At 65.4% G+C, this 15,540-nt stretch carries 13 protein-coding genes; 6 read left to right on the top strand and 7 right to left on the bottom strand.

What is annotated here, in order from left to right; genetic code table 11:
* Positions 1-41 precede the first annotated feature (41 nt).
* The 3 genes from G8O24_RS30155 to G8O24_RS30165 all read right to left on the bottom strand — a co-directional run bounded on the left by G8O24_RS30155 (position 42) and on the right by G8O24_RS30165 (position 5,081).
* Positions 42-2,615: a ligase-associated DNA damage response DEXH box helicase gene (locus G8O24_RS30155; RefSeq protein ID WP_188105744.1), complete on the bottom strand. Its 2,574-nt coding sequence runs from the start codon at positions 2,613-2,615 to the stop codon at positions 42-44.
* A 179-nt stretch (positions 2,616-2,794) separates the two neighbouring features.
* A complete protein-coding gene (locus tag G8O24_RS30160; protein ID WP_188105745.1) occupies positions 2,795-4,024 on the bottom strand; it encodes an ABC transporter substrate-binding protein in 1,230 nt (409 codons plus the stop codon).
* A 130-nt stretch (positions 4,025-4,154) separates the two neighbouring features.
* Positions 4,155-5,081, bottom strand: coding sequence for a class I SAM-dependent DNA methyltransferase (locus G8O24_RS30165; RefSeq protein WP_188105747.1), 927 nt, complete (start codon positions 5,079-5,081; stop codon positions 4,155-4,157).
* A 66-nt stretch (positions 5,082-5,147) separates the two neighbouring features.
* Here G8O24_RS30165 and G8O24_RS30170 point away from each other — a divergent pair, with 66 nt between their 5' ends.
* The 4 genes from G8O24_RS30170 (at position 5,148) to G8O24_RS30185 (ending at position 9,857) form a co-directional block, all read left to right on the top strand.
* Complete coding sequence (locus G8O24_RS30170) at positions 5,148-6,185, top strand: ligase-associated DNA damage response exonuclease (protein WP_188105749.1); 1,038 nt, start codon at positions 5,148-5,150, stop codon at positions 6,183-6,185.
* Entirely contained in the window at positions 6,182-8,083 is a 1,902-nt protein-coding gene (locus tag G8O24_RS30175) for an ATP-dependent DNA ligase (RefSeq protein ID WP_188105751.1), read from the top strand. Before G8O24_RS30170 ends, G8O24_RS30175 begins: the two co-directional genes overlap by 4 nt.
* 73 nt (positions 8,084-8,156) lie before the next feature.
* Positions 8,157-8,459 (top strand): DUF6460 domain-containing protein, encoded by a 303-nt coding sequence (locus G8O24_RS30180; RefSeq protein WP_188105753.1) that lies wholly within the window; start codon positions 8,157-8,159, stop codon positions 8,457-8,459.
* Positions 8,460-8,531: 72 nt separating this feature from the next.
* Positions 8,532-9,857, top strand: a complete 1,326-nt coding sequence (locus G8O24_RS30185) for an MATE family efflux transporter (protein ID WP_188105755.1) — start codon at positions 8,532-8,534, stop codon at positions 9,855-9,857.
* Positions 9,858-9,988: 131 nt separating this feature from the next.
* Here G8O24_RS30185 and G8O24_RS30190 read toward each other — a convergent pair whose 3' ends face one another.
* Complete coding sequence (locus G8O24_RS30190; protein ID WP_188105757.1) at positions 9,989-11,086, bottom strand: quinone-dependent dihydroorotate dehydrogenase; 1,098 nt, start codon at positions 11,084-11,086, stop codon at positions 9,989-9,991.
* The gene (locus G8O24_RS30195; protein ID WP_188105758.1) at positions 11,083-11,427 is read right to left on the bottom strand and encodes a DUF952 domain-containing protein; all 345 of its coding nucleotides are present in this window, start codon (positions 11,425-11,427) and stop codon (positions 11,083-11,085) included. Before G8O24_RS30195 ends, G8O24_RS30190 begins: the two co-directional genes overlap by 4 nt.
* A 303-nt stretch (positions 11,428-11,730) precedes the next feature.
* Here G8O24_RS30195 and G8O24_RS30200 point away from each other — a divergent pair, with 303 nt between their 5' ends.
* A complete protein-coding gene (locus G8O24_RS30200) occupies positions 11,731-12,384 on the top strand; it encodes a S24 family peptidase (RefSeq protein WP_188105760.1) in 654 nt (217 codons plus the stop codon).
* Between the two features lie 85 nt (positions 12,385-12,469).
* Complete coding sequence (locus G8O24_RS30205) at positions 12,470-13,222, top strand: carbonic anhydrase (RefSeq protein ID WP_188105762.1); 753 nt, start codon at positions 12,470-12,472, stop codon at positions 13,220-13,222.
* Between the two features lie 188 nt (positions 13,223-13,410).
* Here the strand turns inward: G8O24_RS30205 and G8O24_RS30210 are convergent, their stop codons facing one another.
* Together G8O24_RS30210 and G8O24_RS30215 are read right to left on the bottom strand one after the other, a co-directional pair.
* A complete protein-coding gene (locus G8O24_RS30210) occupies positions 13,411-15,054 on the bottom strand; it encodes a lysine--tRNA ligase (RefSeq protein ID WP_188105764.1) in 1,644 nt (547 codons plus the stop codon).
* Between the two features lie 183 nt (positions 15,055-15,237).
* Positions 15,238-15,540 (bottom strand): type 2 periplasmic-binding domain-containing protein (locus tag G8O24_RS30215; RefSeq protein ID WP_188105765.1); only part of this gene is annotated, 303 nt, incomplete at its 5' end.

Genomic DNA, 15,540 nt, shown 5'->3' on the forward strand with positions numbered 1-15,540 from the left:
TCCTCGTCATCCCCCGAAATCAGCGCGCCTGCCGCCACGTCTTACCCGCTTCTGTCCATCGCCTCTTTGACGAGTTCGTCCGCGGCCTCGGCCAGCAGCTCGTCTGCAGCTTCGCCATAAACTGACTCGCGGCCGATTTCCAGCATCACGGGCACGGCGAGCGGGGAGACGCGGTCGAGTTCCCGGTGGGTGATGCGGCCCTGGATGCGCATCAGCATGTCGCCGAGGCGGCGCAGATCGAGCAGGCCAGTGGCGGCATCGGCGCGCGCGGCGCGCAAGAGCACATGATCGGCCTGGTGCTTGCGCAGCACGTCGTAGACGAGATCGGTCGAGAACAGCACCTGGCGGCGGCTCTTCTCCTCACCGGTGTGACGGCGCGTGATCAGGCCGGAGATGATGGCGCAGTTGCGGAAGGTGCGCTTCATCAGCGCCGATTCGGCGAGCCAGGCCTCGAGGTCGTCGCCGAGCATATCAGGGTCGAACAGCGCGTTGAGGTCGATCCTGCCGTCGCGGATCATGAAGGAGAGATCGCCCAGCGCCCAGATCGCCACCGCATATTCATTGGCGACGAAACCGAGCGGCCGGGCGCGGGCGCGCTCCAGCCGGCGGGTCAACAGCATGCCGAGAGTCTGATGCGCGAGGCGGCCCTCGAAGGGATAGCAGACGATGTAATGCTTGTTGGCGCGCGGAAAACTTTCCACCAGCAGCTCGCGCACGGCGGGTACGCGGCTGACGTCCTTCTGCAGAGATAACCAGTCGCGCACCTGTTCCGGCAAGCCGCCCCACGCGCGGCCGTCGTCAAGCAACCGGCGGACGCGCTCGGCTAGATAAGTGGAGAGCGGAAATTTGCCGCCCATATAGGACGGCACTTTGGGATCCTTGTCATGGGCGCGCGACACATAGACCTGGTCCTCGACCAGCGTTTCGTAACGCACCACCTCGCCTGAGAACACGAAAGTGTCGCCGGGCGAGAGGCCTTCAATGAAGGCCTCTTCGATCTCGCCGAGCAGCCGGCCGCCGCGCGCGATCACGCCTGTGGCGCCATGACCGCCGCCGCGCGAACGCACCAGCCGCACTTTCAGCATGTCGTCCTCGACGATGGTGCCGACATTTATCCGATAGCTCTGCCGCACCTTGGGATTGGCGACGCGCCAGCGGCCCTGCTTGTCCTGCTTGATGCGGGCGAAGCGCTCATAGGTTTTCAGCGCATAGCCGCCGGTGGCGACGAAATCGACCACGTCGTCGAAATCCTGCCGCGAGAGCTTCGCGTAGGGCGCGGCGGTGCGGACCTCGGCATAGAGTTCATCCGACAGGAACGGCTCGCCGCAGGCACAGCCGAGCACGTGCTGGGCCAGCACATCGAGCGCCCCTAGGCGCAAGGGCGGCGTGTCCTGCGCATTCTCGGCGATGGCGTCGATGGCGACGCGGCATTCCAGCACCTCGAAGCGATTGGCCGGCACCAGCACCGCGCGCGAGGCCTCATCGAGGCGGTGGTTGGCGCGGCCGATGCGCTGCATCAGGCGCGAGGATCCCTTCGGCGCACCGATATTGACGACGAGATCGACGTCGCCCCAGTCGACGCCGAGATCGAGCGAGGAGGTGCAGACGACGCCGCGCAGTTTGCCTGACGACATCGCATCCTCGACCTTGCGGCGCTGCGCGACGTCAAGCGAGCCGTGATGCAGCGCGATGGCAAGGCCGTCATCGTTCATTCTCCAGAGGTTCTGGAACAGCATCTCGGCCTGGCTGCGGGTGTTGACGAAGACCAGCGTGGTCTTGTTGGCCTTGATCAGCTCGTAGATCTCGGGGAGCGCGTGGCGCGCGCTGTGGCCGGCCCAGGGCAGCCGCTCCCGCGTGTCGAGCATCTGAACCAGCGGCGGCGCGGCGCCGCCGGCAACGACGATGTCGGCAGCCAGCTCCCTGCCTTCCGGCTGCGGCACCAGGAAGCGCGCGAGCTGGTCCGGCTCGGCGACGGTCGCCGAGAGGCCAATCGCGCGCATCTGCGGCGCGAGCCGCCAGAGCCGCGCAAGGCCGAGCGAGAGCAGATCGCCGCGCTTGGAGGTCACCAGCGCGTGCAGCTCGTCGAGCACGATGCGCTTGAGCGAGGAAAACAAGAACGGCGCGTCATCCGAGGAGAGCAACAGCGCGAGCTGCTCGGGCGTCGTCAGCAAAATGTCCGGCGGATAGCGCCGCTGGCGCTGGCGTCGCGACACCGGCGTGTCGCCGGTGCGGGTCTCGACCTTGATCGGCAGCGCCATCTCCGCGATCGGCCGTTCCAGATTGCGCGCGATGTCGACGGCGAGCGCTTTCAGCGGCGAGATGTAGAGCGTGTGGAGGCCGGCGCCGCGCTGAACGGAACGGCCGGTGGAGACGACGGCCTTCGTCGAAGCTGCGGGCGCGGCACTCAGCTCCACCAGCGTCGGCAGGAAGCCCGCCAGCGTCTTGCCGGCGCCGGTCGGGGCGATCAGCAGCGCGCTGGCGTCCGCGCGCGCCTTCTCCAGCAGCGCGAGCTGATGTTCCCGCGGCGACCAGCCGCGGGCCGCAAACCACGCCTGGAAGCGGTCGGGCAGCAGCGAGGCCGGCTCAGCCGGTATCTTGAGGATGCGGGGCGGCACGGCATCACAGGTAAGCCGTGGGGACGGGTTCGTCGAGGGGTGGGAGCCACGACGAGCTCCCGTTGGGTGGGCAAAGCGAAGCGTGCCCACCATTCAGCTGTGATTGGAGAGAGAAGGTGGGCACGGCGCAAGAGCGCCTTTGCCCACCCTACGGCATCTCGGTTGAGGCGTGCCGGCCCCTATTCCGACATCGGCTTGTCGGAGATGTCCCAGTCGGTGCCGCTGAAGATCGAGATGTAGAGCGTCTTCATCGGCGTGTAGTCGTCGGGCGTGTAGTCGTAGCTGACGCCGTCGAGGAAATAGGGCGAGTGGAAGCCTTTGAGGTTGGAGGCCTGCGTCAGCACGTTGGCGCGGGTGAGGTCGTCACCGCAGCGGCGCAGGATCTCGCCCATGGTCACGGCCTGGCCGTAGCCGGCAAAGGCGATGGTGTTGTCGGGGTCGATGGTCGGGATGTACGTCTTGCGCAATTGCTCGAACGCCATCACGTCCGGGTCCTTCTCCCATTTCGGCAGGCCGACCTCCTTGTTGTAGCGGATGGCGACGATGCCTTTGGCGTTCTCCAGACCGGCGGCATTGAGGATGGAGCGGCCGGTCGAGCCCGCCGACAGCAGCTGCAGCGGCTTCCAGCCGAGCTCGGCGACTTTGCGGATCGACTGCGACGTCGCCTTGCCGGTCGTGATGTTGTAGAAAACATCCGCGCCCGATTTGGAGAGATTGATGAGCTGGGAATCGACCGTGGGATCGGTGAGATCGTAGGTCTGCTCCATGATCACCTGCGCGGTGCCGCCGGCATCCGCCAGCACCTTCTTGAACGGACCGAGGAAGTCGCGGCCGAAATCGTCGTTCTGGTAGAGGATGCCGATTCTGGCGTTCGGCTTCACGCTGACGACGTGGCGCGCCAGGATGCGCGCCTCGGTCGGATAGAGCGGCAGCCCCGCCATCGTCCATTTGAACTCTTTCGGGTTGTTCCACTTCGAGGCGCCGGTGTTGAGCAGCAGCTGCGGCACGCCCTTTGAGTTCAGGTATTTGTGCACGGACGTCTGCGGCGCGGTGCCGAGCGAGCCGTAGAGCGCGAGCACCTCCTCCTGCTCGACCAGACGCCGCGTCGCCTCGACGCATTTCGGCGCGCTGTAGGCATCGTCCATGGTGAGAAACTTGATCTTGCGGCCGTTGATGCCGCCCTTCTCGTTCAGCATCTGGAAATAGGCTTCGCCGATGCGGCCCAGCACGCCGTAGAGCGAGCCGGGACCGGAATGCGGCACGGTCTGGCCGATCTTGATCTCGGTGTCGCTGGCGCCGGCATCGTATTTCTTCTCGGCCGCCCGGACGTAAGGCGCGGGCAACATTGATGCGGCAATGGCGGCAAGCGCGGCGGCGCTGACATCGCGCCGCGATGGATTCTTTGTCATTGTTGTCTCTCTCCCTAATGCGGCGCATTGTGCTGGCAACGCAGCTTCGCTCGCAAGCAGGAAGTCGTCGCCTTGCGACGCAATGACGCTCAAATTGCGGGAGATCTAGCGCCTAGACTCAAGTTTTCTCTCAACTTTTCTCGGCGACCACGACGAGACCGCGCACCGGCTCGTTGTTCTCGTTACGCGGCGAGCACGGCTCCAGCGTGAGCAGCTTCAGTCCGGCCTGTGCAATCGCGCCGCGAACATATTCCGCCGAATGGGCATAGCGCAGGCCTTCGCCGAGCACGATGCCATCGCCCGCATGCGTCTCCACCGTAAAGGCGAGCACGCCGCCCGGGACCAGCACGCGCCTCGCCTCACTGAGAACAGGCGCGAGATCGGAGAGATAGACGAACGCATCCGCGGCGACGACCAGGTTGGCGCATCCATCAGCCCTGGTGCGCAGGCCCTCGATCATGTCGGCGACTTCGAGCTCGGCATAGAGGCCGGTGGCGCGCGCCTCCTTGATCATGCCGGGCGAAAGATCGATGCCGATGAAATGATCGACCTGCCTGGCGAAGGCTGCGGCGGCCAGCCCCGTGCCGCAGCCGAGATCGATGGTGCGCTTGAAGAAGGCCGGCTTCTTCGCGGCGACGCGCGCGGCCAGCACCGCCTTGAAGATCAGCGCGGGGGCGCGATAGCCGAGATCGTTGATCAGCGCGTGCTCGAAACGCGGCGCGTATTGGTCGAACAGCGCCTGCACATAGGCCTTCGGCATCTCCGCCATCGCAGCATCGCCCAGCCGCACCAGGTGCAGGCCGGCGCCGTGCTGATCCTCAGGATCCGACGCCCGCGCCTTGCGGAACGCCGCGATCGCCTTGTCGCGCTCGCCGAGCTGCTGGCGGATCTCGCCGAGCGTGAACCAGGCCGAGGTGAAGTTTGGCGCAAGCTCGATCGCCTGCTCCAGGAGATCGGCGGCGGCGGGCAGATCGCCCTTGAGCTGGAGGTCGCGCGCGAACTCGAAGCGGCGGTCGGCCATGAGATCGCCGGAGGTCAGGAACAGGCGGAGAGGCATTGGGAACCAGGAAGCGGAGCGGGATGCTGACTCGAAGCTGCGGTGAAGCGACCTATATAACAGGGCATGCGCCCGCAAGATATCCTGCTGCCAACTGCTGCCGGCCTGTGCTGCAAGCCCGGCGGCTTCCACATCGATCCCGTCCGCCCGGTCGAGCGGGCCGTCATCACCCACGGCCATTCCGACCACGCCCGCGCCGGCCACGGCGCGGTGCTGGCGACGCAGGAAACGCTGGACATGATGCGGCTGCGCTATGGCGAGAATTTTGCCGGATCGACGCAAACGATCAGCTATGGCGAAGAGATCAGGCTCGGCGACGTCAGGGTCAAGTTTCATCCGGCCGGCCATGTGCTGGGCTCGGCGCAGATCGCGGTGACCTGCATGGACACCTGCATCGTCGCCTCCGGCGACTACAAGGACGCACCCGACCCGACCTGCACGCCGTTCGAGCTGGTGCCCTGCGACGTCTTCATCACCGAGGCGACGTTCGGCCTGCCGGTGTTTCGCCATGGCGATGCCGCCCTTGAAGTGAAGAAGCTGCTCGCCTCCGTCGCGCTGTTTCCCGAGCGCGCGCATCTGGTCGGCGCCTATTCGCTCGGCAAGGCGCAGCGCGTGATCGCGCTGCTGCGCAAGGCCGGCTATGACGCGCCGATCTATCTGCATGGCGCGATGGAGAAGATCACGTCTTACTACCAGAGCCGCGGCATCGCGCTCGGCGAGCTCAGGCCCGTGGCCGGCATGAAGAAGGCTCAGCTTGCCGGCACCATCACGTTGGCGCCGCCCTCGGCGACGTCGGATATCTGGGCCCGGCGCTTCCCGGATCCCGTCACCGCCTTTGCCTCGGGCTGGATGCGCGTACGCGCCCGTGCGCGGCAGGGCGGCGTCGAATTGCCGCTGGTGATCTCCGACCATGCCGATTGGGACGGTCTCACTGCGACGGTCGCCGCCACCGGCGCCGGCGAGATCTGGGTCACCCACGGCCAGGAAGACGCGCTGGTGCATTGGTGCAAGTCCCGCGGCCTGCGCGCGCAGCCGCTCGATCTCGTCGGCTATGGCGAGGAAGAGGAGAGTGTGCCGGCAGCTCAGAGCGAGGCCGGGGCATGAACCGCTTCGCCGAACTGCTCGACCGCCTCGCCTACGAGCCCGGCCGAAACAACAAGCTGCGGCTGATCACCGGCTATTTCCGCGAGGTCGGCGATCCCGACCGCGGCTATGCATTGGCTGCGCTGACCGGCGCGCTGAGCTTCAAGCACGCCAAGCCGGCGCTGATCCGCGACCTGATCGCCTCGCGCACGGATGAAGTGCTGTTCGGGTTGAGTTACGACTACGTCGGCGATCTCTCCGAGACGGTGGCGCTGATGTGGCCAAAGGCGCAAAACAATCCGCAATCTTTTCCGAGCCACCCCTCTCCCCCGCCCTCCCCCACAAGGGGGGAGGGAGCGCAGCGGAGTGCGGCGCTTTCAGCAACAACCACAACTAACGGGGAGTTAGCGAGTGATGGACGCACAGCTTTCGCCGTTCCCTCCCCCCTTGTGGGGGAGGGTCAGGGAGGGGGGTACTCCGGGCGCGATGCCAATGAGTCGACGCACCCGAACAACCACAACAACCCGCCGCCGCCGACCCTCACCGAGGTCGTCACCACGCTGCGCACGCTCGGCAAGACCGAACTGCCGAGGCAGCTCGAGCGCTGGCTTGACGAACTCGATGAGACCGGCCGCTGGGCGCTGCTCAAGCTCGTCACCGGTGCGCTCCGTATCGGCATCTCTGCGCGGCTTGCAAAGACCGCGGCAGCCGCGCTCGGCGACAAGGACCCGCACGAGATCGAGCTGATCTGGCCGGGCCTCTCGCCGCCCTATCTGGACCTGTTCGCCTGGCTGGAGGGGCAGGCGGAGAAGCCTGTCAATCGCGATCCCGCGCCGTTCCGCCCGGTGATGCTGGCGCATGCGATCGAGGACAGCGATTTCGCCAGTCTCGATCCCGCCGACTACATCGCCGAATGGAAATGGGACGGCATCCGCGTGCAGGCGGTCGCGGGCCGTGACGAGCGCGGCGAAATCGCTGCGCGGCTCTATTCGCGCACCGGCGAGGACATCACCGGCAGCTTTCCGGATCTGGTGCCGTCGCTGCGCCTGCCCGGCGCGATCGACGGCGAGCTGTTGATCCTGCGCGAGGGCCGCGTGCAGAGCTTCAACGTCCTGCAGCAGCGGCTCAATCGCAAGGTTGTCTCGCCGAAGCTGATCAAGGAGTTTCCCATCCATTTGCGCGCCTATGATCTGCTCGGCGACGACGAGAACGATCTGCGCGAGCTGCCATTCGCGGAACGGCGCGAGCGGCTTCAGAGGTTCATCGCAAAGCTCGACGATCCCCGCATCGATCTGTCGCCCACCGTTCCCTTCGCAAACTGGGACGCGCTCACCGCCGCGCGCGCCGATCCCGCGAGCGCCGGCGCGGGCGAGGATGCCGACGCCGTGGAGGGTGTGATGCTGAAGCGGCGCGAGGCGCCTTATCTGCCGGGACGGCCAAAGGGCCAATGGTGGAAATGGAAGCGCGATCCGCACATCATCGATGCCGTGCTGATGTATGCGCAGCGCGGCCACGGCAAGCGCTCGTCTTATTATTCCGACTATACGTTCGGCGTCTGGACCGAGAGCGAGAACGGCGACGAGCTGGTGCCGGTCGGCAAGGCCTATTTCGGCTTCACCGACGAGGAGCTGCTGCAGATCGACCGTTTCGTCCGCCGCAACACCACCGAAAAGTTCGGCCCGGTCCGCCATGTCGTGCATGAGGGCGACAAGGGGCTGGTGCTGGAGGTGGCGTTCGAGGGGCTGCAGCGCTCGCCACGGCACAAATCCGGCGTCGCCATGCGCTTTCCCCGCATCAGCCGCCTGCGCTGGGACAAGCCGCCGCGGGAGGCGGACAGATTGGAAACGTTGGAAAAGATGCTGAAAGCGGACGAATCCCTACCAACAATTAAACTTGCGGCGTCCGCCGACGGCCATTGACGCGCCCTTCCGGGTTCCCCATGTCCCCCGCCGTGACCTATAATCGGGGCGAATCCCGGCTGAGGAGTTTGAGATGGTCCAAGACGTCAGAGATTTGCCGGCCGGCCACAGCGATGGCCTGCACCGCTTTCTCGGCGGCTCGCCGCTGGCGGTCGCGTTTCGCCTGGTGCTGCTCTCGATCCTGGTCGGAGTCGTGCTGGCTGCGATCGGCTTCGACCCCTGGAACATCATCTACAGCATCCGCCTCTTGTTCCAGCGCATCTGGGATCTCGGCTTCGATGCCGTGAACTGGCTGTGGCGTTACTTCCTGCTCGGCGCGGTCATCGTGATTCCGATCTGGCTGTTGTCGCGCGTCTTCGGTTCGCCGCGGCGCTGACCCCCGACGCAATGACGTCCTGCCGGCGAGGCTGATGCAATCGGCATGAATGTCGGCTAGACCCGACCAGCCATGAACGCACCGCTTCCGACCAGGGTCGGCTCCCGCCAAGTCTTCGCCATCGCCGGGCCCGCGATGGTTGCGAACCTCACCACGCCGCTGATCGGCGTGGTCTCGACCACCGCGATCGGCCGGCTCGACGATGCCGCCCTGCTCGGCGGCGTCGCGATGGCCTCCGTGATCTTCGACTGCCTGTTCTGGCTGTTCGGATTCCTGCGCATGAGCACGCTCGCCTTCACCGCGCAGGCGCTCGGCGCCGGCGAGACGCGCGAAGAGACCGTGATCCTGGTGCGCGGCCTCATCGTCGCCGGCCTGATCGGCGGCGCCTTGATCGCGCTGCAACTGCCGCTGGCCGGCGCCCTGTTCGATCTGATGGGCGGCAGCGCCGGCGTGACACATGCAGCAAAAACCTATTTCATGATCCGCATCTGGTCGTCGCCCTTCGCGTTCGCCAACTACGTCATTCTCGGCTGGCTGGTCGGGCAGGCGCGCGCCAATCCGGCGCTCGCGCTGCAGGTCGTCATCAACCTCATCAACATGGCGGCGACGATCCTGCTGGTGCTGGTCTACAACACAGGCATCGCCGGCGCGGCGATCGCCGCGCTGCTGTCGGAGGGGGTCGGCTTCGTGCTCGGCGTCATCGTCTGCCGGCGCTTCGCGCATGGCGGCTTTGCCGTTCCCCGCGCAATATTATTCGACCGCACCAAGCTGATGCGGCTCCTGGCGGTCAATTCCGACATCATGATCCGCACCGCGGCGCTGATCACCGTGTTCCTGTTCTTCACCGCCAAGGGCGCCCGTGCCGGCGACGTGACGCTGGCCGCGAACTCCGTGCTGAACAATTTCCTGCTGGTCAGCGCCTTCTTCCTCGACGGCCTCGCCAACGCCGCGCAGCAACTCTGCGGCCGGACTTTTGGCGCGCGCGATGCCAGGGGCTTTGCGGATTCGACCCGGCTGGTGCTGCTGTGGGGGCTTGGCTTCGCGCTTGTCGTCGCGGTGCTGTTCGCCTCGTTCGGGCCTGATCTGATCAATGTCATGACCGCGAGCGAGGATGTTCGCCGCGCCGCGCGCGAATTTTTGCCGTTCATCGTGATAGCGCCGATCCCCGGTGTGTTCGCCTTCGGCTTCGACGGCATCTATGTCGGCGCCACCTGGGCGCGCGAGATGCGCAATCTGATGCTGGCCTCACTCGCGATCTTCTTCGCGATCTGGCTTGCGCTGCAATCGTTTGGCAACACCGGACTGTGGTGCGCGCTGCTGGCGTTTTATGTCGCGCGCGGCGGCCTGCAGGGCGCGCGATATCCGGCGCTGTATCGGGCGACGTTTCAGAAAATCTAACGATTGTGTCCCGGACGCGCTGCAGCGTGAAACGCTGCTGCGCAGAGCCGGGACCCAGAGTGCAGCCGCATGGGCCCCGGTTCAGCAGTGCATCGCGACGTGCTGCGCCGCGTCCGGGGCACGAGACTGCCTTACATCCCCGGCCAGTCTTCCGCCGTGAGCGTGGCGGCATCCGCGCCGACGATCTCTGACAAAGAGTCCCGCCCCGTGCGCAGCAACGTCGACGTCAGATCGCGCTTGATCTCGTCGACGAGGCCGAGGCCCTTGTAGACCAGCGACGAATAAAGCTGGATCAGGCTCGCGCCGGCGCGGATTTTCGTCAGCGCCGCGCCACCGGAGTCCACGCCACCGACGCCGATCAGCGGGAACGCGCCTTCGACGCGCACATAGGTCTCCGCGACCATGCGCGTCGACAGGCGGAACAACGGCCGGCCGGACAGGCCGCCCTGCTCCTTCGACCGCAGCTCCTCGCGCAGCGTGCTCGGTCGCGCGATGGTCGTGTTCGACACGATCATGCCGTCGACGCGGCGCGAGCGCGCGACCTGCACGACATCGTCGAGCTGGGCGAGGCTGAGGTCCGGCGCGATCTTCAGCAGCACCGGCGTGTCGCCGGCCTTTTGCCTGACACGCTCGCGCGCATCGATGACGTGGCCGAGCAGATCGTCGAGCAGCGCGCCTTCCTGCAGGTTGCGCAGGCCCGGCGTGTTGGGCGAGGAAACATTGACGCTGAAATAGCTCGCGACCGGCGCGAAGGTCTCGATCAGCTTGACGTAGTCGGCAACGCGATCCGGCGAATCCTTGTTGGCGCCGACATTAACGCCGACGATGCCGCCATTCGCCGCGCGCGCGGCGAGCCGCCGCAGGACGGCTTCTGCGCCGTCATTGTTGAAGCCCATGCGGTTGATGACGGCTTCGTCGCGCTCCAGCCGAAACAGCCGTGGCCTGGGATTGCCGCCTTGCGGCTTCGGCGTCACCGAGCCGATCTCAACAAAGCCGAAGCCTAGCCGCAGCAGCGCGTCGGGCACTTCCGCGCTCTTGTCGAAGCCCGCGGCCATGCCGATCGGATTGGGAAAGTTGAGCCCGAAGGCGCGCACGGCGAGCTTGGGATCATCGGGACGCGGCTTGCCCGGCGGCAGGAAGCGCAGGCCCTGGATCGCCAGGCGATGCGCATCCTCCGGATCGAGCCAGCGCAGCACCGGCAGCGAGAAAGCATCGAAAGCACGAATCACGGGGCAAGCTCCGGGGTATCGTGGCCGCCATCGGAGCGCATGTTGAGGTTCGTCACCGCAAGCACCGCGCCGAGATCGAGCTCGCCATAGAGATGCGGAAACAGCTCGTCATTGCGCGAGCGCTCCCAGCGCAGTTCGGCACCAAGGGCATCGCCGTCGACCTCGACCAGGAACAGCGCACGCTGGCCGAAATAATGCTTGCGCAGGGTCTCGGGAACCTGGGCCGCGGTCGAAAAATGAATGAATCCATCGCGCGCGTCGTCCGCGCTGCCCCGGTACACGCCCTGCCGTTCCGCCTCGCGCCAGGCCGAGGCCGGACAGATTTTGTAGATCTTGACCACCGCTTACCGGAGCCCTGTTTGCTCGTTGAGTCAGCTCTTTGACTCTCTTGGGGTTTTTCGTCCCGTCCGGGTCTCAAAACCCGGCGCGACCGTAAAGGCGGCCCCTCCCGAACTCAAGGGCCAGAGCCTTTTCCATTCCGATTTCATCGGAATGGGCTCTGCATTGCGGTTTTGACGCGTTTTCCTGGCGCGAACCGGTATCACTTCGCTTGAAACCGCCTTCACCGTCACCCCTTGCGCGAAAACCGGAAAACCGGTTGATTTGAGGACAGTTTTCCTGAGTTGCGACGGGCTGGACCTTGCATGGTCAAGCAGGCCAAAGCGCAGAGGATGCTGACCCACGACCAGATCTGGGCCGCGCTGGACCGTCTGGCCGCGCGGGCCGGACTGTCGCCGTCGGGCCTTGCCAAGCGGGCCGGGCTCGATCCCACCACGTTCAACAAATCCAAGCGTGTCACCACGGATGGCCGCGAGCGCTGGCCCTCGACCGAATCGATCGCGAAGGCACTGGCGGCCGCGGAGTCCTCGATCGAAATCTTCGCCCGGCTGATCGACGACGGTGCCGGCAACGGCCGCACGGTACCGCTGCTCGACGTCGCACAGGCCGGCTCCGGCGATCATTTCGACGAGTTCGGCGCTCCATCCGGCAAGGGCTGGAGCGAGATCGCGTTGCCGGCCGCCGAGGACCGCCGCGCCTTTGCGCTTGAGATCTCCGGCAACACATTGATGCCCGCCTATCGCGACGGCGATGTCATCCTGATCTCACCGGGCGCGCCGATCCGCAAGGGCGATCGCGTGGTGGTGAAGACGAGGGCGGGCGAGATGATGGTGGCGACGCTGAAGCGCCGCGCCGCCAAGGCGCTGGAGCTGCAGCCGCTCGACCCGGCGCAGACGGGCCGCACCATCGCAGGCAGCGACGTCGCCTGGATCGCGCGGATCGTCTGGGCAAGCCAGTAGGCTCTCGATCACCATTGCGACTCAACGCGCCCGTCGCTTAGGTTGCGCCACCATTGCCAGCCAAATTTTTCTGAAGGGGAATATCATGAATCGCCGTCACGCATTGAAGGCGCTCGCCGGTCTCGCGCTCTGTCCGGTCTGCAAGCCGGCCTTTGCCGCCGAAGGCGTACACTGGAGCTACGAGGGCGCCGCCGGTCCGGCCAAATGGGGCGATCTCGATACCGCCAACAAGGCCTGCGCCGTCGGCCTGCAGCAATCGCCGATCGACATCGAAGGGACCATCAAGTCGCAATTGCCGGTCCTGAAGCTCGGCTGGGGCAAGAGCGCGGACACCATCGTCAACAACGGACATACGATCCAGCTCAACTTCGCCGAAGGCAGCACGCTTCTGCTCGGCGACGTCAAGTACAAGCTGCTTCAGGTGCATTTCCACCGGCCGAGCGAGCACATGATCGGCGGCAAGAATTTTCCGATGGAGGCGCATTTCGTCCATCGCAACGATGCCGGCGGTCTAGCCGTGGTCGGCGTGCTGATGGCCGAAGGCAAGCCGAACGCGGCCTTCAGCAAGATCGTCAAGACCATGCCGGCGGCCGAAGGACCCGCGGTGAAGGTCGACGCGACCATCGATCCTCACGCCATGCTGCCGACCAAGCTCAGCTATTTCCGCTATCCGGGCTCGCTGACGACGCCGCCCTGCTCGGAGGTGGTGGAATGGCTGCTGCTGACCGATCCGATCCAGGTCTCAGCCGCCGACGTCGCCGCCTTCGCAAAGCTCTACCCGATGAATGCGCGGCCGGTACAGAAGGACAACAGGCGCTACGTGCTCAAGTCGATTTGAGAGGGGCGGTCCACTCAACACCGTCGTCCCGGCGAAGGCCGGGACCCATAACCACAGGGAGAAGTTTGGCGGAAGATCAAAGTTTTGTACCTCGGTACAACGCCTGCGATTCCTCGATAGATCACGCGGTATGGGTCCCGGCCTTCGCCGGGACGACAATGATGAGCTGAGTGAGGAGCAACCGCCGCTCACGCACTCCGTGCCAGCGCGCCGTCGATCATGTTGATCGCGTTCTGCACGCCGTAGACGGCGACGAAGGAGCCGAAGCGCGGGCCCTTCTCCTGACCGAGCAGCACCTGATAGAGCATGTTGAACCAGTCGAGCGTGACGCCGGGACGGCCGTCCTTGCCTTTCTTGACCTGGTCGAGGAACGGCTCGCGGCGGCCGATCTCGTAGACGACGTTCTGGATGTCTTCGGCGGACGCATCCTGTGGCAGTTGCGACAGCGCTTCGCGCAGATCCTGCAGCGCGGCGCGCTCGGTATCATCAGGCACGCGAAACTGCTTCGTCGGCGCGACGAAGTCGCGGTAATAGTTGATGGCGTAGCCGACCATCGCGTCCAACTTCGGATGCGTCTTGGGGCTGACGCCGGGACGATAGCGGCCGATGAAGCCCCACAGCGTCTCGGCATTTTCCGCGTTCGACGACGACACCAGCGTCAGCAGCAGCTGGAAGGTGACGGGCATGTCGCCCTGCGGCGGCTTGCCGTTGTGGATGTGCCAGACCGGATTGCCGAGCTGCTGCTTGGCGTCCTGCTTCGGGAAGCCGTCGATGAACTGCTGATAATCGTCGACCTGGCGCGGGATGACATCGAAGAACAGCCGCTTCGCCGCCTTCGGCTCGCGGTACATGAACAGCGACAGCGATTCCGGCGAGGCGTAGCGCAGCCATTCGTCGATGGTGAGGCCATTGCCCTTCGACTTCGAGATCTTCTGGCCCTTCTCGTCGAGGAAGAGCTCGTAGTTGAAGCCTTCGGGCGGCGTGCCGCCGAGCGCCTTCGCGATCGCGCCGGAGAGCTTGACGGAATCGATCAGGTCCTTGCCGGCCATCTCGTAGTCGACACCGAGCGCGACCCAGCGCATCGCCCAGTCGGCCTTCCACTGGCATTTGACATTGCCGCCGGTCACCGGCGTCTCAACCTCCTGATTGGTATCAGGATCGACATAGGTCACCGTGCCGGCGGCAACATCGCGGCGGATCATCGGCACCTGCAGCACGACGCCTGTGGTCTTGCTGATGGGGAGGAACGGCGAATAGGTCGCGCGCCGGTCGGGCCCGAGCGTCGGCAGGATGATCGCCATCACCTTGTCGTAGGCAGCGAGCATCTTGAGCAGCGTCGCGTCGAAGCGGCCGGACTTGTAATAGTCGGTCGAGCTCGCGAACTCGTAGTCGAAGCCGAAATGATCAAGGAAGGCGCGCAGGCGCGCGTTATTCGCGGCGCCAAATGAGGGAAATTCGTTGGAGAACGGGTCCGGCACGGATGTCAGCGGACGTCCCAGATATTGCGCCAGCAAGTCCTTGCTCGGCACGTTGTCCGGCACCTTGCGGAAACCGTCCATGTCGTCGGAGAAGGCCAGGAGGCGCGTCTTGATCTTGTCTTCGGTGAGCACGCGGAAGGCATGGCGCACCATCGAGGTGCGCGCGACCTCGCCGAACGTGCCGATATGCGGCAGGCCTGACGGACCGTAGCCGGTCTCGAACAGCACCTCGTCCTTCGGGCTCTTCTTCAGCCTCGCGACAATGGCCTTCGCCTGCTCGAACGGCCAGGCGTTGGATTGTTCGGCGAGCGCACGAAGATCGCTCGGGCTCATGCTGGGATCGATAACGGACATTCAGAAGGGCCTCCGGGCCGCGGAAAATAGCGATTTTTGCGCGGAATGCAAAAGTTGCGGAGCAACTAGCGCGGAATCGTAGGGTGGGCAAAGCGCAGCGTGCCCACCACTTCTAAGAACGTGGGCACGGCGCTTCCGCGCCTTTGCCCACCCTACGGCAGTTCGCTCGCTGTGCGCAGAAAGCTAAAACGGGCTCACCGAGAAATACTTCAGCCACAGATCGGTGTAGCGGCCTTTTTCCCAGACGCGGAACAGGGCCCAGTTCAGGGCCTGGCGCAGCACGTCGTTGCCCTTGCGCACGGCAATGCCGACGCCTTCGCCGAAGAAGCGGCTCTCGACGAAAGGACCGCCGGAGAAGGCGCAGCAATCGCCTGAATCGGTGCCGTTGATCCAGAACGCCAGCGAGATGGCGTCGCCGAAGATGAAATCGACCTCGCCCTTGCGCAAGCTGGCGCGGAGCGCATCGTCATTGGGATAGGCGTGCAG

Origin of the sequence: Bradyrhizobium campsiandrae (assembly GCF_014529705.1) — a bacterium.
In the GTDB taxonomy this organism is placed as follows: Bacteria; Pseudomonadota; Alphaproteobacteria; order Rhizobiales; family Xanthobacteraceae; genus Bradyrhizobium; species Bradyrhizobium campsiandrae.

Coding starts and splice junctions, on each gene's coding strand:
- G8O24_RS30160 (WP_188105745.1), bottom strand. CDS start 4,024: ATGACAAAGAATCCATCGCGGCGCGATGTCAGCGCCGCCGCGCTTGCC.
- G8O24_RS30165 (WP_188105747.1), bottom strand. CDS start 5,081: ATGCCTCTCCGCCTGTTCCTGACCTCCGGCGATCTCATGGCCGACCGC.
- G8O24_RS30170 (WP_188105749.1), top strand. CDS start 5,148: ATGCGCCCGCAAGATATCCTGCTGCCAACTGCTGCCGGCCTGTGCTGC.
- G8O24_RS30175 (WP_188105751.1), top strand. CDS start 6,182: ATGAACCGCTTCGCCGAACTGCTCGACCGCCTCGCCTACGAGCCCGGC.
- G8O24_RS30180 (WP_188105753.1), top strand. CDS start 8,157: ATGGTCCAAGACGTCAGAGATTTGCCGGCCGGCCACAGCGATGGCCTG.
- G8O24_RS30185 (WP_188105755.1), top strand. CDS start 8,532: ATGAACGCACCGCTTCCGACCAGGGTCGGCTCCCGCCAAGTCTTCGCC.
- G8O24_RS30200 (WP_188105760.1), top strand. CDS start 11,731: ATGGTCAAGCAGGCCAAAGCGCAGAGGATGCTGACCCACGACCAGATC.
- G8O24_RS30205 (WP_188105762.1), top strand. CDS start 12,470: ATGAATCGCCGTCACGCATTGAAGGCGCTCGCCGGTCTCGCGCTCTGT.
- G8O24_RS30210 (WP_188105764.1), bottom strand. CDS start 15,054: ATGTCCGTTATCGATCCCAGCATGAGCCCGAGCGATCTTCGTGCGCTC.